The 18688-nt window shown below is 48.6% G+C and carries 14 protein-coding genes and 4 tRNA genes; 5 read left to right on the top strand and 13 right to left on the bottom strand.

Features of this window, described 5'->3' with window-relative positions; genetic code table 11:
• The first annotated feature begins 34 nt into the window (after nucleotides 1-34).
• Both AT705_RS16565 and zigA read left to right on the top strand, forming a co-directional pair.
• Entirely contained in the window at nucleotides 35-478 is a 444-nt protein-coding gene (locus tag AT705_RS16565; RefSeq protein WP_058797409.1) for a TraR/DksA C4-type zinc finger protein, read from the top strand.
• Nucleotides 479-533: 55 nt separating this feature from the next.
• On the top strand, nucleotides 534-1745 hold the full coding sequence (gene zigA / locus AT705_RS16570; RefSeq protein ID WP_058797410.1) for a zinc metallochaperone GTPase ZigA: 1212 nt from the start codon (nucleotides 534-536) through the stop codon (nucleotides 1743-1745).
• Here zigA and AT705_RS16575 read toward each other — a convergent pair.
• A complete protein-coding gene (locus AT705_RS16575; protein ID WP_082669021.1) occupies nucleotides 1742-3322 on the bottom strand; it encodes an L-lactate permease in 1581 nt (526 codons plus the stop codon). The two genes, zigA and AT705_RS16575, sit on opposite strands and share 4 nt — an antisense overlap.
• A 310-nt stretch (nucleotides 3323-3632) precedes the next feature.
• On the opposite strand from AT705_RS16575, the gene AT705_RS16580 reads away from it, so the two are divergent.
• Nucleotides 3633-4310: a hypothetical protein gene (locus tag AT705_RS16580; RefSeq protein ID WP_058797412.1), complete on the top strand. Its 678-nt coding sequence runs from the start codon at nucleotides 3633-3635 to the stop codon at nucleotides 4308-4310.
• Nucleotides 4311-4369: 59 nt separating this feature from the next.
• On the opposite strand, the gene nth is transcribed toward AT705_RS16580, so the two are convergent.
• The 12 genes from nth to AT705_RS16640 form a co-directional block, all read right to left on the bottom strand.
• On the bottom strand, nucleotides 4370-5002 hold the full coding sequence (gene nth / locus AT705_RS16585) for an endonuclease III (RefSeq protein ID WP_058797413.1): 633 nt from the start codon (nucleotides 5000-5002) through the stop codon (nucleotides 4370-4372).
• 81 nt (nucleotides 5003-5083) lie between these two features.
• Nucleotides 5084-5782 carry an electron transport complex subunit E gene (locus AT705_RS16590; protein WP_058797414.1) on the bottom strand — a complete coding sequence of 233 codons (699 nt, stop codon included), beginning with the start codon at nucleotides 5780-5782 and terminating at the stop codon, nucleotides 5084-5086.
• Nucleotides 5775-6416, bottom strand: a complete 642-nt coding sequence (rsxG, locus tag AT705_RS16595) for an electron transport complex subunit RsxG (RefSeq protein ID WP_058797415.1) — start codon at nucleotides 6414-6416, stop codon at nucleotides 5775-5777. The genes AT705_RS16590 and rsxG overlap by 8 nt, the downstream gene beginning before the upstream one ends.
• Complete coding sequence (gene rsxD, locus AT705_RS16600; protein WP_058797416.1) at nucleotides 6413-7471, bottom strand: electron transport complex subunit RsxD; 1059 nt, start codon at nucleotides 7469-7471, stop codon at nucleotides 6413-6415. Before rsxD ends, rsxG begins: the two co-directional genes overlap by 4 nt.
• Entirely contained in the window at nucleotides 7468-10314 is a 2847-nt protein-coding gene (gene rsxC / locus AT705_RS16605; protein ID WP_058797417.1) for an electron transport complex subunit RsxC, read from the bottom strand. The genes rsxD and rsxC overlap by 4 nt, the downstream gene beginning before the upstream one ends.
• Nucleotides 10315-10323: 9 nt before the next feature.
• On the bottom strand, nucleotides 10324-10881 hold the full coding sequence (gene rsxB, locus AT705_RS16610; protein WP_010386489.1) for an electron transport complex subunit RsxB: 558 nt from the start codon (nucleotides 10879-10881) through the stop codon (nucleotides 10324-10326).
• Between the two features lies 1 nt (nucleotide 10882).
• Nucleotides 10883-11464 carry an electron transport complex subunit RsxA gene (gene rsxA / locus AT705_RS16615; protein WP_058797418.1) on the bottom strand — a complete coding sequence of 194 codons (582 nt, stop codon included), beginning with the start codon at nucleotides 11462-11464 and terminating at the stop codon, nucleotides 10883-10885.
• Nucleotides 11465-11636: 172 nt separating this feature from the next.
• On the bottom strand, nucleotides 11637-13580 hold the full coding sequence (locus tag AT705_RS16620; protein WP_058797419.1) for an EAL domain-containing protein: 1944 nt from the start codon (nucleotides 13578-13580) through the stop codon (nucleotides 11637-11639).
• Between the two features lie 195 nt (nucleotides 13581-13775).
• Nucleotides 13776-13852: transfer RNA gene (locus AT705_RS16625), tRNA-Asn, on the bottom strand.
• 22 nt (nucleotides 13853-13874) lie between these two features.
• Nucleotides 13875-13951: transfer RNA gene (locus AT705_RS16630), tRNA-Asn, on the bottom strand.
• A gap of 34 nt (nucleotides 13952-13985) precedes the next feature.
• Nucleotides 13986-14062, bottom strand: a tRNA-Asn gene (locus AT705_RS16635).
• Nucleotides 14063-14082: 20 nt separating this feature from the next.
• Nucleotides 14083-14159 (bottom strand) — tRNA-Asn (locus AT705_RS16640).
• A 1137-nt stretch (nucleotides 14160-15296) separates the two neighbouring features.
• Between AT705_RS16640 and AT705_RS16645 the strand changes: the two genes are divergently transcribed.
• Nucleotides 15297-16676, top strand: a complete 1380-nt coding sequence (locus tag AT705_RS16645; protein ID WP_058797420.1) for an MATE family efflux transporter — start codon at nucleotides 15297-15299, stop codon at nucleotides 16674-16676.
• Nucleotides 16673-18685 carry an excinuclease ABC subunit UvrB gene (gene uvrB / locus AT705_RS16650; RefSeq protein WP_058797421.1) on the top strand — a complete coding sequence of 671 codons (2013 nt, stop codon included), beginning with the start codon at nucleotides 16673-16675 and terminating at the stop codon, nucleotides 18683-18685. The genes AT705_RS16645 and uvrB overlap by 4 nt, the downstream gene beginning before the upstream one ends.
• The last annotated feature ends 3 nt before the right edge of the window (nucleotides 18686-18688 follow it).

Genomic DNA, 18688 nt, shown 5'->3' on the forward strand with positions numbered 1-18688 from the left:
ATTGTCAAGTTCAATGTTCTGACAAGGCACCTTTATGCAAGCACTTAATTCCACTCCCTCAACGCTCACAACTGAGCAAATTCTGGCAGCACCTGAATCCGATTATATGAATGCCGAACAATTGGCATTTTTCAGACAATATCTGATTGAGTTACATGACTCTACCAGAGCGCGTATTCGCGACACCAAAGCACAAATAATGGATCCGCCTGAATTGGTTGATTTGAGTGACAGAGCATCATGGGAGGAGCAATGCATGATCCTGATGCGCATTGTTGACCGTGAGCAAAAGCTGTTACCTAAAATTCAGCAGGCGCTGGAGCGGATCCGACTCAATGAGTATGGCTATTGTCAGGAAACGGGTGAGCCGATCGGCATTGCCCGCTTACTGGCAAGGCCCACGGCTGAATTATGCGCTGACGTAAAACTGTGTTCTGAACTGAAAGAGCACATGTACGTTAAAGACAGAGATGCCTGACAGAACTAGAACCCACACAAATCTACCGTCAAAAACTGTGTAAGGTAATCAAGCAATGGCTAAGTTAAATACATCAAATATATTGCCCGTAACCGTGTTGTCAGGTTTTCTGGGGGCAGGAAAAACCACGGTACTGAACCATATTCTGAGTAACCGGGAGGGGCTAAAAGTGGCCGTTATTGTCAATGATATGAGCGAAATCAACATTGATGCTGCGACGGTTCAGAATGAAGTGAGTCTCAATCGGGCCGAGGAAAAACTGGTTGAGATGAGTAATGGGTGCATCTGCTGCACACTCAGAGAAGACCTGCTTGAAGAGGTTAATCGGCTCGCGAAGTCGGGTAAATATGATTACTTGGTAATTGAATCAACCGGCATTTCTGAACCATTGCCCGTGGCTGAAACCTTCACCTTTGCAGATGAACAGGGGGTAAGTTTATCTGACATCGCCACTTTGGATACCATGGTCACAGTTGTGGATGCGGTGAACTTTCTGAACGACTACGATAGGGCTGAGGCGTTGCAGGATGTCGGCGAGAGCTTGGGTGAGGAAGATGAGCGCAGTGTGGCCGATTTACTCGTTGAGCAGGTTGAATTTGCCGATGTACTGCTGATCAGCAAAACAGATTTGATCTCAGGTACTGAGCTTAAACGTTTGCAAAGCATTTTACGTACGCTTAATACCGATGCTGAGCAAATACCTATGGCGCATGGCAAAGTGCCTCTGGCACAGGTGTTAAATACCAAAAAATTCAGTTTTGAAAAGGCTCAGCAGGCACCCGGCTGGCTCAAAGAGCTCAGGGGCGAGCACATTCCGGAAACGGAAGAATTTGGTATCAGCAGTTTTACCTTTTGTGCCAGAAGACCCTTCCATCCGGAAAAGTTTTATGACTTTTTACATAGTGACGAGCTGGCCGGTAAGCTGATTCGCTCAAAGGGGTTTTTCTGGCTGGCAACTCGGCCTCATTTTGCCGGTAGCTGGAGTCAGGCTGGGGGGATTGCCAGACATGGTGCGGCAGGATTATTTTGGAAAGCCGTACCACGAGATCAGTGGCCAGAAGACCCGGAATATATTGCTGCCATTGAAGAGCACTGGGTTGAGCCGTTTGGTGACATGCGCCAGGAATTAGTGTTTATTGGTCAGGGGCTGGATAAAGAAGACATTATCCGCCGCCTGAACGCGTGTTTGTTGAGTGAAGAAGACGTGCTAAAAGGCCAGCAAGCGTGGAAAACGCTGCCGGATCCTTTCCCTTCCTGGGAACACTAAACAAAAACCAACCAGGCAATCAGGCTGGCCGTCAGACAGTAATAAAGCATGGGAACTAGGGTGTAGCGAATAATATCGCCCTCTTTGCCATGCAGGCCGACGACACTGGCGGCTGCCACCACATTGACTACCGCAATCATATTGCCACCATTCGCGCCGAGCATTTGTAGTGCCAGCACCAGCTGCATATCCAGCCCGGCTTCTGTTGCCAATGCTTGCTGAAAGCTGGCAAACATCAGGTTAGAAAAGGTTGCCGAGCCCGCGATAAACGCCCCTAACGCACCTACCAGGGGGGCAATCAATAGCCAAAAGTCACTCAAGTGTAACGCAACAGATTCAGCCAGTGCCATTGGCATGGCAGGCAGGTCTGCATCATTTATTTCTGAGTGAAGAAAGATGCGTACCATAGGCACGGCTGCGCTCAGTGTGATGACAGAGGGCAATAGCATACTGGTACTGTTTTGCAGCGCGAGACGAAAGTGTGACACCGTGCCGCCTTGAAACCACAAGGTAAAAAGCGCGATTACGACAAACACACTGCCAGGCAGGTACAGAGGCATGACATTAACTGAAATGGCTGATCCCAGGATATGGGCCCATTCAAACTGAACGTTTTGTAGAAGGGCCTTGAACGGCAATGAGGGGATCCGGGTTAGCACGAGCAATGCGGCAACTAATACATAGGGCAACCAGGCACTGCTCAGGCTCAATGAAGGAGTGTCAGTATTCGACGTCGTTGATATTGTTGTGTTTTCAGGTTTAGGCAATAGAAACCCTTTTTGCGCTAAGGGGCAGACAATAGCTAACCCAGCCATAGCGCCCAGCACAGAGGGAAACTCTGGCCCCAATAACCAGGCGACGCTATACGCGGGCAGGGTAAAAGCCAGCGCACTGAATAGCGCAAAAGGCGCCATCGCAAACCCGGACCGCCAGCTAGGGGCGTCGCTGAAAAAGCGACAATACAGCATAACTAAAATCAAAGGTAATAGGGCTGCAACAGCAATATCAATACCAATGGCGGTTAGTGCAATGTGCTTCACCTGTGTGTAATCAATACTCGCGGCGCCCTGACCAATTCCGACAATCGCCGGTGTACCAACGGCACCAAATGAGACCGCACTGGAGTCGGCTACCAGTGCCAGTACCACTGCGCTCAGCGGCGTAAACCCCAGGGCAACCAGCAAAGGCGCAGCGATGGCTGCGGGTGTACCAAATCCGGCTGCCCCCTCCAGAAAGCTGCCAAATAACCAGGCAATGATAATCAGCTGTACCCGTTTATCTGGACTGATCCGGGCGAAACCGTGTTTAATGGTGAGGATAGCCCCGGTGTGTTGTAGCACCTTCAGTAAAAAGATTGCCCCGAAAACAATCCATATTATGGTTAGTGCGATGATCAAACCTTCCAGCGCGGCGGCTGAGATTTGTTGCCAGGGAACTTGCCAGACAAAATAAGCGGATAAAGTGCTAAGCAGTAAACTAAATGGCATAGCTTGCCTCGCAGGCAACCGAAATAATACCAGCAAGAGAAACACGCTAAGGATTGGCACCAGGGCCGTGAGTAGTTGCGGCAGCGTCATCAGAGATTTACATATCCGTTGCTTAATAAAGTGAGCTTAGCACGTCAATAAGACACTGAATATATGGAGTTTGCATGACTTGTTCTAGAGGTAACGCAGGCAAGCTGCGCAAACAAATGGGTCAGGTAAGACATAAATGTAATGGTTTGTAACACTTCATTTGGGCTTATCGTGCAATTGATGTACTCGATTAACATACGTCTTGTTAGTATGAATTTTAGTCAGGGAAGGCTTGTGTAGCTCCTGACTTTGGCGAGCAACGGCGCACAAAAGCAATGCTCACAGGTATCAGATACAACAAGGAGGCGACATGCTGACGTTGCATATTATTGCTGGGTCATTTTTATTGTTGTTTGGCATAGGCGCGTTGAGTTTTGCCAAAGGAACGACCAGACACAGATGGTCCGGAAATCTATTTTTCTTGTCTATGTTAATCATGGCGGGTAGTGCTGCATTGTTTAATGGCGGTCTGACGATGGCGTTACTGACTTTGTACTATGGCTCAACAGCCTGGGCGGTTGTGTTGAGGAAAGAGCGCTCAGTGGGCGCTTTTGAGTTCATTGCAATGCTGGTGATAATCTACATCAGCTTTGACCTGTTTTACTTCGTGTATACCACCACCGAGCTTTCGGCAACTTTCAAAACCATATTTACCCTTCATGCGGTGATTGCTGCGATGGCTGCGTGTCTGGATGCCAAAATGATATTAAGTGGTGGGCTCAGCGGCAAGCACCGCATGGTCAGGCATACGTGGAGAGCGTGTTTTGCGTTATTAGGTGCGGTGATGTCTTTCTCGGCCAATACGTCAGACAGGTGGCCGGATTTCATAGACAGTAATGCGCTGATATATCTGATGATAGGTGTACTTTTCTACTGGGTGATCAGGGTCTTGTTCACCAACTGGTACAATCAAATCACAGATGTGCTGGGCAGCAGTGTGTTGCTTAAAAGACTAATGATGATCAGGCGACCAGCAAACAGCGACTAGCTTTAATGGCTGTGATGTATGGTGGGCTTAGAGTTGTGCCCACTGTGCACCAAGGTTTTTTACTCTGTTTTCTCTTTAAACTCACATAAGTCTTCAATAATGCAGCTGCCACATTTGGGCTTGCGCGCGGTGCATACATAACGGCCCAGCAAAATCAGCCAGTGGTGGACATCGACTTTAAACTCTTTGGGCACCACCTTTTCTAGTTTCTCTTCAACTGCGACCACATCTTTACCCATGGCAAATTTGGTGCGGTTTGAAACGCGAAAAATGTGTGTATCAACAGCAATGGTTGGCCAGCCAAAAGCACAATTAAGTACCACGTTAGCGGTTTTACGACCGACGCCGGGCAGGGCTTCAAGGGCCTCTCGGTTCTCCGGGACTTCACCACCATGCTGCTCCATCAGAATATGGCACATCTTGTAGACGTTATTGGCTTTGGAGTTAAATAAGCCGATGGTTTTGATGTAGTCCCTCAGGCCGTCGACACCCAGATCGATAATTGCCTGTGGGGTGTTGGCTACGGGAAACAGCTTGCGAGTGGCTTTGTTGACACTCACATCAGTGGCCTGAGCTGACAAAGTGACGGCGACTAGCAGCTCGAATGGCGAGGTGTATTCCAGTTCAGTCTCCGGGTTAGGGTTGTCATCCCGCAGACGGGTGAGGATGTCGAGTCGTTTTGCTTTATTCATAGTACTGACTTACTTGCTGTATGGTTGTGCTGTTGATTTTATCGGTGTTGAGCGGGAAAGTGACGGCTTTCCCGCAGCGAATTAATCTAAGCTGGTGACTCTGGCTCGTGGCGCCTTTTCAGGGTTGCTGACAGGTTCTGCCTGAGCTTCTTTGCGTGCATCGACATAATTTTTGGCTGCAATGATTAAACCGAGTCCTAAAAATGCGCCGGGCGGTAAAATGGCTACCAGGAATTGACTGTCGAACTCGATGACTTCGATCCGCAGTGCCGTAGCCCAGTCGCCCAACAACAAGTTTGCACCATCAAACAGGGTACCTTGGCCAATTAACTCGCGCATGGCGCCAAGTAATACCAGCACAGCACCAAAGCCTAGTCCCATCATAATGCCATCCCATGCTGAAAGCAGGGGCGTATTTTTAGAGGCGTACGCTTCGGCGCGGCCAATGATGGCACAGTTGGTGACGATAAGCGGAATAAAAATTCCCAATGACTGATACAGACCGAACGTGTATGCGTTCATGAGTAGTTGTACGATAGTCACGAAGGCGGCAATGATCATCACAAAGACCGGGATCCGGATGTCTTTGGGGACCCAGTTTCGCACAATTGAGACTGTGACATTGGAGCCAACCAGTACCAGTAAAGTGGCCAGCCCCAGGCCCAAAGCATTGGTTATGGTGCTGGTGACGGCCAGCAATGGACACAGGCCCAGCAGCTGCACAAGTGCGGGGTTGTTTTTCCACACCCCTTCGTGGGCGAGTTGTTTAAATTCACTCATCGATGGTCTCCTGACAGTGGTTTGGCGCGGCAAAGAGTGTGTCAAAATTGCTGCGGGCATACCAGGCTGCGGCATTAACGCTCTGAACGACAGCGCGAGGTGTGATAGTCGCACCGGTGAATTGGTCGAACTGCCCGCCATCTTTTTGGACATTAAAAGCGGGCTCTTTTTCCTGCGTTACGATTGTTCCACTGAAACGGGTTATCCAGTCAGACTTTGCCAGCTCGACTTTATCGCCAAGACCGGGGGTTTCTTCATGGCGCGTGACGCGTACGCCGGCGATCTCACCATTGTTGTAGACTGCGCTCAGAATGTCGATATTGCCGCTGTAGCCACGCGGTGTGATATGTTGTACCAGCAAGGCGACAGGGGTATCTTGCAAGCGCGCTCGGTAGATGACATGTGGTCCGTTAGGACCCAGCTCCGGCGCACTACTTATCGTGCAGTCCAGGTAGAGCTCGTTATCATATTGCGCCTGTGGAATGACCTGAGTGAGGACGCGCATCAGGTGACGTTGTTCCTGTTTGGCAATTTCTGGCGCTGTAAAGGTTTGTACCAATGCGACGCTACCAGTGGTCGCCAGTGCAAAGGCGGTCAGAATAAAGCCGTTTTTCTTCATTGATGACAGGATCATGAGCTTGCTCCATGCCCGTAAGTACGAGGCTGCGTGTAGTAATCAATCAAAGGCACCGCCATGTTCATGATCAATACGGCAAAGGCGACGGCGTCCGGGTAGCCACCAAAATGACGGATCAGATAAACCAGCAGCCCAATGAGTGCGCCATAGATCAGACGGCCGCGGTTGGTGGTACTGGCTGACACCGGATCGGTGGCGATAAAAAAGGCGCCCAGCATAGTCGCACCGCTCAGCAGGTGGAACAGGGAACCTGCTTGCGTTGCCGGGGACAGAGCAAACCCCAGACCGCTGCATATTGCCAGTGTCACAATAAACGCCACCGGGATGTGCCAGTTAATGATTTTGGCTTTTAGCAGGTACAAACCGCCTAACAAGTAAGCCAGGTTAACCCACTGCCAGCCTTGTCCTGCATATTCCCCGAACGCGGCACTATCAGTGGCTTCTGAGACAGTCAGATTTTGCGATACGGCCGTTTTGACATGATCAAGCGGGGTAGCTGAGGTAGTACCGTCAATGACCTGGCGTGCTTCCGCAAGCGGCACTCCTGCAAGGGTCTGTTCAGTAAATATGAGTGCCAGTTGATCGAGTATTGACAGGGGCGTTACTTGTACGTCGATGATTGGCGTCCAGCTGGTCATCTGCACCGGAAATGAGATCAACAGCAAAACGTATGCAGCCATCGCGGGGTTGAACAGATTAAAGCCCAGACCCCCATAGAGCTGTTTGACCATGGCAATGGCAAACACGCAGCCAATCACAGTGATCCACCAGGGGGCCAAAGGCGGAATACTTACCGCCAGCAGCACTGCGGTCAGCCAGGCACTGCCATCGCTGAGTGTTGGCCAGACAGGGCGACCACGCAGTTTCATCATAGCGGCTTCGGTCGCACTGACCGTAAGCAGCGCCAGTAATAGCTGGAATAGGGTGCCAGGACCGAAAAAGTAACTTTGCACTAAAATGCCCGGGACACAGGCAGCGATCACTGTCAGCATCAGATGGCTAAGTGTTTTATGGCTGTGATTGTGGGGCGATGAAGCCATGGTTAATTTCATGACAGATCATTTCCTTCTTGGTCTTTGGCGGCGGCCTGCTTTTTCGCTTTTGCGCGTGCCACCGCGGCTTTAATTGCCGCCTGACGTTTTTCTTCCGCGCTCAGGGGCGCATCATTTTCGGTCGCTGAATCGGCCGTTTCTGCGTCTGCTTGCTGCTCGGCCTCTTTGGCTGCTTTCTTCGCCTTGGCACGGGCAATGGCAGCTGCAACGGCGGCCTTGCGAGGATCTTCCGGTTCAGCGTCAACCTCTGCAGGCTCAGTGTCTGTTTGCTGCTCAGCTTCTTTGGCGGCTTTCTTTGCCTTAGCGCGGGCAATGGCAGCTGCAACAGCGGCCTTGCGAGGATCGTCCGGTTGAGCGTCAACCTCAGCAGGCTCTGCGTCTGCTTGTTGCTCGGCCTCTTTGGCGGCTTTCTTCGCCTTAGCGCGGGCAATGGCAGCTGCAACGGCGGCCTTGCGGGGATCCTCCGGTTCAGCGTCAGTCTCTGCAGGCTCTGCGTCTGCTTGTTGCTCGGCCTCTTTGGCGGCTTTCTTCACCTTAGCTCGGGCAATGGCAGCTGCAACAGCTGTCTTGCGAGGATCGTCCGGTTCAGCGCCAGCCTCTGCAGGCTCTGCGTCTGCTTGTTGCTCGGCCTCTTTGGCGGCTTTCTTCGCCTTAGCGCGGGCAATGGCAGCCGCAACAGCGGCCTTGCGGGGATCCTCCGGTTCAGCGTCAGTCTCTGCAGGCTCTGCATCTGCTTGTTGCTTGGCCTCTTTGGCGGCTTTCTTCGCCTTAGCGCGGGTAATGGCAGCTGCAACAGCGGCCTTGCGCGGATCTTCCGGTTCAGCGTCAGTCTCTGTAGGCTCTGTGTCTGCTTGTTGCTCGGCCTCTTTGGCGGCTTTCTTCGCCTTAGCACGGGCAATGGCAGCTGCAACGGCGGCTTTGCGCGGATCGCTGTCTGCCTCGTCGCTTTGTTGTTGCGCTGGCTGATCATCCTGTTGCGCCGCTTTTTTGGCTTTAGCACGTGCTATTGCAGCAGCGACAGCTGCTTTACGCGGGTCGTCGGTTGCTGTTTGCGGTTCAGCTGTATCACTTTGTTGGGCTGCTTTTTTGGCCTTGGCGCGTGCTATCGCGGCAGCAACGGCATCTTTGCGCGACCCTTCTCCACCGGCATGCATCTCAGGTGAAGCCTGGGCGTCTTTTTCTGCTTTATACTGACGCGCTTTTTCTTTTCGTTTAGCGCGCTCCAGCGCGACCTCTGAATTGTCTGGTTCCAGTGTGCCATCGGCGGCTTTTTTAGCTTTTGCTCTTTCGATGGCGGCCTGCACTGCCGACTGACTGTCTTTTTTCTGTTTAACGCGTTCCATTGCCGCACTGACTTTGTCTTGTTGCTCGGCATTGCGCGGGGTGCTGCGTGCTGGCCGTTTATGACGATTCTGGCGTTCTTCCTGATCGCGTTCCAGTCGCTCTTTACGTGCTTCAAAGCGTTCTTTGGCTCGCTCAGCCTTCACTTTTTCGAGCTTTTGTTCGCGGATCTCGGCTTTAGCAACACGATAATATTGGACCAGTGGAATTTCACTCGGGCAGACATAGGCACAGGCACCACATTCGATACAGTCGAACAGGTTGTGCTCTTCGAGTTTGTCGTACTCTTTACCTTTGGCAAACCATTGTAACTGCTGTGGCAGCAGTGTTTGCGGGCAGGCGTCAGCACAGGCACTACAGCGAATACAGGCTTGCTCGGGGCCGGCAACGGCCAGCTCCTGGTTATCCGGAGCCAGAATACAATTGGTGGTTTTTACCACCGGGATCCGTACCGTTGGCAGAGTAAAGCCCATCATAGGTCCACCCATGATGACGCGTTGCTCAGTAACGGGCTCAAAGCCCTGGCAGGTAAGTAAGTGCTTAATTTCAGTGCCCAGCAAGGCCCAGACATTTTGTGGGGTCTGGATGGTGTTACCGGTAATCGTTACTACACGTTCAATCAGAGGTTTGCCTTTAGACACGGCTTCGCTAACAGCGAACAAAGTGCCGACATTCTGCACCAGAACACCGACATCTGCTGGGATCCCGCCACTGGGGACTTCTTTCGAAGTAAGTACTTGTATTAATTGCTTTTCACCACCCGAGGGGTATTTGACGGGCAGGCTGCGGATGAGAATCTTATTGTTGTGTGCCGCAGCGGCTGTCATGGCCTCTATGGCTTCGGGCTTATTGATTTCGATACCGACCAGGACATATTCAGGATTAAGCAGATGCTGCATAATCTCGATGCCCTGCACAATTTGCTTGGCATGTTCGCGCATCAACAGATCATCGGCAGTGATATACGGCTCACATTCCACGCCATTGACCACTAAAAACTCGATGGGTTTATGCTTGGCGCTGTCGGCCTTTACATAGGTTGGGAAACCTGCACCACCCATTCCGGCAATACCGGCATGGTGAATAATATCAATTAAGGCCTGATTGTCTAACTGCTTATAGTCTGCCACCGGGTTAAGCTCACACCAGCGGTCCTCGCCATCAGGGGTGAGGACGATACTTAGCTCAGGTAGCGCAGAAGGGTGCGCAGAAGGCATTGGCTTGATATCACTGATCACACCGGACGTCGGGGCATGTACCGGTAATGACCAGTTTGCGCCCGGGCGGGTTAATGCCTGGCCTTTATGTACGGTATCTCCCTTATTGACCAGCAGCTGGCCATTAGCACCTATGTGTTGCTTCAGGGGGAGCACCAGATAATCGGGCAGGGGAATACGACCAATACTCGCCTGGTTTGACACAGATTTTTGCTCCGGTGGATGAATACCACCGGGAAACTGCCACAATTTACCGTGTTCAATTTGTTCAAGTAAAGTTTCCACTTAACCCTCTTAGTCGATTTGCTTTACAGGAATAGCATCTATCTGCCATTTCCAGGTTTGTACGGTTTGTGCCACCGGGATCATATCAATACAATCGACAGGGCAGGGGTCAACACACAGGTCACAGCCGGTACATTCATCGGCAATGACGGTGTGCATTTGGCGAGTCGCACCAACAATGGCATCAACCGGGCAGGCCTGAATACATTTCGTGCAGCCAATGCATTCATCTTCACGTATATAGGCGACTTTTTTAATGGGCTCTGCCTCTTCACCACCTGCCAGTGGTTTGGCTTCAACCCCCATTAAGTCGGCAAGCTTTTTGACCGTCGCTTCACCACCCGGTGGGCATTTATTGACATCGTCGCCGTTAGCAATGGCTTCTGCATAAGGGCGACAACCCGGATAGCCACATTGACCACATTGGGTTTGTGGCAAAATGGCATCTACTTGGTCAACAATGGGGTTGCTTTCAACCCGATACTTTACGGCTGCGTAGCCGAGAATAAGGCCAAATACCAGTGCCAGCGCGCCGATGGCGATAAGTGCGTAAAAAAATAGTGTCATCTCAGAACTTCACCAATCCAGAAAAACCCATGAAGGCCAGTGACATTAGTCCGGCAGTGATCATGGCAATCGATGCGCCTTTAAATGGTGTAGGCACATCTGCGATAGCCAGGCGTTCCCGCAACGCGGCAAATAAAACCAGCACTAATGAAAAGCCCACAGCGGCACCGAAACCGTACACTGCGGAGCCGATAAAAGTGTGATCATTTTTGATGTTAAGTAGTGCGACTCCTAATACTGCGCAGTTGGTGGTGATCAGAGGTAAAAATATACCGAGTAATCGGTACAAGGTTGGGCTGGTCTTGCGAACGACCATCTCTGTGAATTGCACTACCACAGCGATTACTAAAATAAAGCTCATTGTGCGCAGGAAGGTAAGATCCAGGGGAAGCAAAATGTACTGATTAACCAGATAACTTGTGACAGATGCTAGTGTCAGTACAAAGGTTGTCGCAAGTGACATGCCGATGGCAGTCTCCAGTTTGCCCGACACACCCATAAATGGGCATAAACCTAGGAATTGCACCAATACAAAGTTATTTACCAACACTGTGCCAATAAGCAACAGAATATACTCTGTCATGCTTGCCCCTTAGTGTGAATGAATTTACAGAGAACTAGAATAGATTGAGAATTCTAACAATTTCGGGCCAGAGATCACAGTATTTAGCCAGGTGAGAGGAGGGAAAGTTTGTTAATAATGGCTATTAAAGTTGACAATAGGGCAATAAACTCGCCCCATTGTCATCAGAGTGTCAAACTTCTTTTGGCTTTTCGATGTAGTAACCCTGAACGCCGTCAAGGCATAAGGTCTCAACAATGTGTTTTTCTTCCTGGCTTTCGACCCCTTCGGCAAATACACTGACCCCAATGCGATGCGCAAGGTCGACCATCAGACGCATGAAGTACTGGTTATTTTTGTCTTCTTCCAGGCCTCGGGTGTAGCTTGCATCCATCTTAATAAAGTCAGGTTTGAGGTCACGGAAGAACTTAAAGGAAGTGAGTCCAACCCCGAAACGTTCAACCGTGATACGGGCACCAACCCGATGTACCATATCGATAAAACGCTTACTGGCTTTAATATTCTGCTGCAAGCCGAATTCGCTGACTTCAAAGATAAGCTTAGATGCCAGGTTGGCTTCTTTTAACAGCCGGCGCTCAAGCCAGATAACAAACTGATCACTGTGGGCACTGGACGCTGTGACATTAATGCCGAAGAACTTCTCATTGAAATTGCGGGATTTAATCATCTCAATCGAGGTATCAATGATGAGCTGATCAATTTCTACAGCCATTTCCAGCTTTTCGGCCATCGCCAGGAAAGACGCGGTAGGCAGCATTTGCCCGTCCTCGGTTTTAAAACGTGCCTGAATTTCGGCATACGCTTTAACATTTTTCCCAATTGGCATGATGTTTTGCATCATTAGCATAACGCGACGGCTTTCAATGACTTCACGGATAACACGTCGCCAGTTTTGGTTACCAAATCCGGCACCAACATTATTAACCAAGTCCGTTTCTCGCTGCAGATGCCAGGCGTTAGCTTGCTTGCTCTGTGCCATACTCATGGCGTTATCCACCACAGATAGCAATTCACCTAATGGCTTACCTGATTCGTAAGGCACAATACCGGTGTTGGCGACTGAACTTAATTCTTGGTTTTGCTGATACTGAGTAAATCTGGCTTGCAGGGTTTCGCCAAAACGTTCAGCTTCTTTTGACGGGATATTCGGCAAAATAACCGCAAAGTCAGAGCTGTTGAGACGGAACACCTGACTGCCTGTATAGGTACCACTAACGTGCTTAACAATGTCAGCAATCCCTTTAATATATAGGTCGCCTTTTTGATAACCTCGGGTCTGGTTAATCATTTGCAGCTCGCTGCAACGCACCATGGCAAGTGAGCCAAAACTCTTATCACTGGCAGATTCGATCTGGTGTTCGTAATATTCAACAAACATATTACGGTTACCAAGACCGGTCACCACATCTTTATAGGCTTCTTGCTTGATTGTTTGGGCAGCAGACTTAATGTCTTCCTGTTTGCTCTTCAGAAAGTGAGCAAGTCGGTTGAATGAAGGAGCCAGCTCAGCGCCCAAATCAGCCACTTTATTGGTATTGAAATCCTGATCTATGCTTTCCGACACTTGGTTTTGGGTGATATAGATGTCAACCGCATCGGCAACTGTCATACTGACATTACGATTTAGCTTGCGATAAATCGTCTTCATATAAAAGATAGGGAAAAAGGCCATCAGTGCTGAGATGATGGTCATAAAAATCAATGCTTGCTGCAGCAGTGCAGCCTGACTTTCTACATTGATGAGGAATTCTATTTTAATGTCTTTACTTTTGTTGACCGCAAATTGCGGGCGTATAGAGTTCATTGTATCTGCGATGATACCTGCCAGTACTGGCATTTTGCTCTGAGTATTGATGTTCAAAACGGTTTGTCCGGCAAAGTCGCGGACAATAAAAGAAGAAAATACGTTGCCACTGCCCAAAGATAAGCGTATATGCTCAGGCGTGACATCCGCCATGGTTTTTTCCTGAATATAGTTACTCACCATGCTTTGTGCATTTTGCTGGGCTCTGCTGACGGCGTTATCAAAGCTGCTTGCGATCAAGAAGCTACCAAGCGCAGAAAAAACAATCCAGGAAATGAGCTGGAGAAATATAAGTTTTTTAAAACCTGCCATTGTTATTCATCTACCTGAAATTGGGATTAAATTCCATTCGTCGACTGACTTGCATCAGCAGCTTTTTTTGAGGAGTGAAATAGCCGCCTAGAATGCCTGTAGGGTAGAGCATTCATTAGAAAAAGTCTAATATATTCGAACAATTGAAAAAAGATATACAAGAGAAACAAGAATAATTAGAAGGGAGTAGTAGGTTGGCTCCCCCTCCCCGACTCGAACGGGGGACCTGCGGATTAACAGTCCGTCGCTCTAACCAACTGAGCTAAGGGGGAACAAATAAGAACTTACTCTAAATGGCTCCCCCTCCCCGACTCGAACGGGGGACCTGCGGATTAACAGTCCGTCGCTCTAACCAACTGAGCTAAGGGGGAACTTCTAGAGTATAAACGATAAGCCAATGAAATATGGCTCCCCCTCCCCGACTCGAACGGGGGACCTGCGGATTAACAGTCCGTCGCTCTAACCAACTGAGCTAAGGGGGAATCGTTTTATATTGAAAGATTGGCTCCCCCTCCCCGACTCGAACGGGGGACCTGCGGATTAACAGTCCGTCGCTCTAACCAACTGAGCTAAGGGGGAAGCATGTCTCTCAACGGGGCGAAATATTAATGACCGCTAGGCAAGGTGTCAACAATAAAAATCATTGAATTGTAAAAAAGCAGTCCGTTCGTTGAATTAATGCGCGATTTGCCTCTTTTTTAGCTGCCTGTCCAGCCTCTGGATGGCCATAGCAGTCATTGTGAACGTTGAGCTGGGGATTCGGCCCAGCCACGAAATGTATAATTTTTGGTGCTTATGTCTTATTTTTGTTCGAAGAGAGCTTTTTTTACACTTTAGTTGGGATCAATAATGATTGTCTTGTGAGATCCGGGAAAGATCCCGAAAATGATCGAATAACAATCCAGTATAATTGGAATTTATTGCACAAAAATTACTCAATATATACAGAATTATTGCATATTAATGTTGTGAAATAATAAGAGTTCCTATATATCAACTGGTTATGATGTTTTTGAACGTTTAGCCTCAAATTTGCAATATTTTAATATTGGTCTAGTGAGGTGTGATCCTGCTCTGAATTGTGGCCTGATCCCAGCCTGGCAGTTACAGGATCATCGCATATGTCGCGATCCTTTGTCTGGATCGTAGGCTAGGCCTTTATTTTTAAAGGCTGAGATAAGTTATCCACGGAATCTGTGGATAACATTGTTTATTAAACTTTAAAAAGTCTTACAAAGCCAGTTATTCCGGGGAATAGCGACGATGCAAGGGTTTTGGTGAAAAATATTTTGTTGTTATTATTCAATTGCTTATTAAATTTGCGCCAATCTGGAATGAGAAATGCACAATATGACGGATTTATTTCTTACCAGCACCAACAATGTGCAAAAAGTGACCCGAATCAAGTTCTGATACGATAAAAAACTGACTTTTTCCTAAATATGTTTGAGTTGGTGTGAAATACCCCAATAAAACAATTTTATTGGCCTATCTGGGCGTGGTAAGCATTCTGGCATAACTCGCTTTCTTTATTGCATGCCCGTGAATGAGCAATTTAGTGTAAGCGCATTGAGATAGAGGCAAAATGCAACAAGGTGTGACATCTAGATAGGCAGGGTATGCGTATAGCATCTACCTATAAATGGCTGTTTAATTGAGTGCATCCCAGAGGGTGATCCATTAGAATACCCGCTTCTACATGAGGTAAAGCAAACTATGTCCGCAGTTAGTCAATCAAGTCCAGGTAGTGATATTCTCAATGGGTCAATCGCCCTAACGCTCAGACGTATGACCGTCCCTATGATATTTGGCATGATCACTCTGATGAGTTTTAACTTAATTGATACCTTTTTCATTAGTTTGCTAGGTACAGAGCCGCTGGCAGCAGTCAGTTTTACTTTCCCTGTTACCTTTACTGTCATCAGTCTTGCAATCGGACTTGGTATTGGTACGTCTGCGGTCATTGCTAAAGCTTTGGGCGCTAATAATATGGATGAAGCTAAGTTTGATGGGTTTGTCGCTTTATTAGTCTCCGCGGTGATGGTTGCTGTTTTGTCGGTCATTGGCTATGTGTTAATTGAGCCTATATTCACTTTACTGGGCGCAAGTCCGCAAACCATGCCTTATATCTACGACTATATTTCGATTTGGTTTGCTGGGGCTGTGTTCTTAATCATGCCTATGATAGGCAACTCTATCCTCAGGGCCAGTGGAGATACTAAAACACCAAGCCTGATTATGGGCTTGGGTGGACTTATTAATGCGATCCTGGACCCTTTGCTTATTTTTGGTTACGGTCCATTTCCTGAACTCGGCGTGAAAGGTGCTGCGATAGCCAGTGTGATAGCCTGGAGCGTTGGTGTTGTATTTATTCTATATTTACTGGCGGTTAAGAAGCGTTTACTACAATTCACCAGTCCCCAGCAGAGCATTTTCCAGGCGACCAGTAAAATACTCAAGATTGGCTTGCCTGCGGCCGGAGCGAATATGCTCACGCCAATTGCCATGGCAGTCATGACCGCAATTATTGCCACTTATGGCGCAGAAGCTGTGGCAGCGTTTGGTGTTGGCAGTCGTATAGAATCTATTGCCAGCCTCGTGGTCTTGGCGCTGTCTATGACTTTACCTCCTTTTGTTAGTCAGAACTTCGGTGCTCAGAAATATCAGCGTGTTGAAGATGCCTATCGGACTACCTTGAAATTCGTGATGGCATGGCAATTTGCTATCTACATCTTGCTTATTGCAGCTTCACACTGGATCAGTCAGGCATTTGGTGATGAACCTCAGGTGATAGACATTATTAAACTATTTATCTATACCTTGCCTCTGAGTTATGGTTTACAAGGGGTCATCATTCTCACTAATTCGTCGTTTAATGCATTACATAAGCCAATGCGGGCATTAGTATTGAGCATAGTTCGTCTGTTTATATTTTATGTGCCTTGTGCCTACCTGGGGTCACATTTTGCTGGTATTCAGGGGCTGTTTATTGGTGCTGCAATTGGTAATCTGTTCACCGCTATGTTGGCGTATAAATGGTTTACAAGTACCCTAAATGCGATGCAAGTGAGCCAACCTCAGGAGAAAACAGTATGAGTGATGTCTTTGACCTGGTTTCCGAGTTTTCACCCAATGGCGATCAGCCTACGGCCATCGCACAGTTATGCGACGGATTAGAAGCCGGCCTGGCACATCAGACCTTGCTGGGGGCAACCGGTACAGGTAAAACCTTTACCATGGCCAATATTATTCATAACTTGAATCGGCCAACCATTATTATGGCGCACAATAAAACACTCGCGGCGCAGTTGTATGGTGAGATGAAAGAGTTTTTCCCCAACAATGCGGTCGAGTATTTTGTCTCTTATTATGATTATTACCAGCCTGAAGCCTATGTCGTTGCCAGTGATACCTTTATAGAAAAAGACGCTTCAATCAATGAACATATTGAACAGATGCGTTTGTCTGCGACAAAAGCCTTGTTGGAGCGCCGGGATACGATCATTGTTGCTTCGGTTTCGGCGATTTATGGTTTGGGCGACCCAGACTCATACATGAAAATGATGCTGTTGCTCAAAGTGGGTGAAACCATGGAACAACGGGCTATGTTGAGGCGCCTGGCGGAACTTCAATATACCCGCAACGATATGGATTTTAGTCGTGGCACATATCGGGTCAGGGGGGAAGTTATTGACATCTTTCCGGCAGAATCGGATACCTATGCGATCCGGGTGGAAATGTTCGATGAAGAAATTGAACGCATCAGTATGTTTGACCCGCTCACCGGTGCTGTTGAAAAGCACTTAGTACGCGCCACGATTTACCCAAAAACTCACTACGTCACGCCGCGCGAGAAAATCTTAGATGCGATTGAGAAAATCAAACTGGAACTCAAAGAGCGTCGCAATAAATTGTTGACTGACAATCGGCTGGTAGAAGAGCAGCGGGTTGCTCAGCGTACGCAATATGATATTGAGATGATGACGGAGCTTGGATATTGCTCAGGCATTGAAAACTATAGCCGTTATTTATCTGGACGAGCTCCCGGCGAGCCACCGCCAACCTTACTGGATTATTTGCCAGACGATGCGCTCATGATCATTGATGAATCTCATGTCACGGTGTCACAGATAGGTGCTATGTATAAGGGAGATCGCAGCCGTAAAGAAAACCTGGTTGAATATGGATTCAGATTGCCCTCTGCCATGGACAATCGTCCCCTCAAATTCGAAGAGTTTGAGGCGATAGCACCGCAAACGATTTATGTTTCGGCGACACCTGGTGATTATGAAATTGAGCGATCGAGCGGGGAAGTGGCTGAGCAGGTGATCCGTCCGACAGGACTACTCGATCCTATATTGGAAGTGCGCCCGGTTACGACTCAGGTTGATGATCTGCTCTCGGAAATCTATCGACGGGTTGAGCTGCAGGAGCGGGTTCTCGTTACAACGCTGACCAAGCGCATGGCGGAAGACTTGACCGACTACCTCAATGATCATGATGTTCGGGTGCGTTATTTACACTCGGATATAGATACTGTGGAGCGTATGGAGATTATCCGTGATTTGCGCAAAGGCGTCTTTGATGTGTTGGTTGGTATTAACTTACTTCGAGAGGGCCTGGACATGCCGGAAGTGTCATTGGTGGCGATTCTGGATGCAGATAAAGAGGGCTTTTTACGTTCGACTCGCTCTCTGATCCAGACGATTGGTCGGGCTGCGCGACACATTAATGGTAAAGCGATTTTGTATGGTGACGTGGTAACTAAGTCCATGCGCCAGGCAATCGATGAAACTGAGCGACGTCGTGCTATTCAACATGCATATAATGAAAAGCATGGTTTGAAACCACAAGCTCTGGTGAAAAAGATCACTGATGTAATGGACTTAGGTGAAGAAGTGTCGTCGGAACAAGCTGCGAAGATCTCGAAAGCACAGAAACAACCGATGGTTGCCAAGCAGAGTCAGAGTGTGACTGAACTCACAGAGCAGATAAAGCAATTAGAGGCTCAGATGATGCAGTATGCGCGCGAGTTGGAGTTTGAGAAAGCGGCGAGTATACGCGATGAAGTGCAGCTATTGCAGCAGCAATTATTACAGAGCTAATAC

Origin of the sequence: Pseudoalteromonas rubra (genome assembly GCF_001482385.1) — a bacterium.
GTDB lineage: Bacteria > Pseudomonadota > Gammaproteobacteria > Enterobacterales > Alteromonadaceae > Pseudoalteromonas > Pseudoalteromonas ardens.

Bases quoted from the DNA above. Each gene is read 5' to 3' on its own strand.
- rsxD (WP_058797416.1), bottom strand. From the start codon at position 7,471: ATGAAATTAACCATGGCTTCATCGCCCCACAATCACAGCCATAAAACA.
- rsxA (WP_058797418.1), bottom strand. From the start codon at position 11,464: ATGACAGAGTATATTCTGTTGCTTATTGGCACAGTGTTGGTAAATAAC.
- AT705_RS16645 (WP_058797420.1), top strand. From the start codon at position 15,297: ATGTCCGCAGTTAGTCAATCAAGTCCAGGTAGTGATATTCTCAATGGG.
- uvrB (WP_058797421.1), top strand. From the start codon at position 16,673: ATGAGTGATGTCTTTGACCTGGTTTCCGAGTTTTCACCCAATGGCGAT.
- AT705_RS16565 (WP_058797409.1), top strand. From the start codon at position 35: ATGCAAGCACTTAATTCCACTCCCTCAACGCTCACAACTGAGCAAATT.
- nth (WP_058797413.1), bottom strand. From the start codon at position 5,002: ATGAATAAAGCAAAACGACTCGACATCCTCACCCGTCTGCGGGATGAC.
- AT705_RS16620 (WP_058797419.1), bottom strand. From the start codon at position 13,580: ATGGCAGGTTTTAAAAAACTTATATTTCTCCAGCTCATTTCCTGGATT.
- AT705_RS16575 (WP_082669021.1), bottom strand. From the start codon at position 3,322: ATGACGCTGCCGCAACTACTCACGGCCCTGGTGCCAATCCTTAGCGTG.
- AT705_RS16580 (WP_058797412.1), top strand. From the start codon at position 3,633: ATGCTGACGTTGCATATTATTGCTGGGTCATTTTTATTGTTGTTTGGC.
- zigA (WP_058797410.1), top strand. From the start codon at position 534: ATGGCTAAGTTAAATACATCAAATATATTGCCCGTAACCGTGTTGTCA.
- AT705_RS16590 (WP_058797414.1), bottom strand. From the start codon at position 5,782: ATGAGTGAATTTAAACAACTCGCCCACGAAGGGGTGTGGAAAAACAAC.
- rsxB (WP_010386489.1), bottom strand. From the start codon at position 10,881: ATGACACTATTTTTTTACGCACTTATCGCCATCGGCGCGCTGGCACTG.
- rsxG (WP_058797415.1), bottom strand. From the start codon at position 6,416: ATGATCCTGTCATCAATGAAGAAAAACGGCTTTATTCTGACCGCCTTT.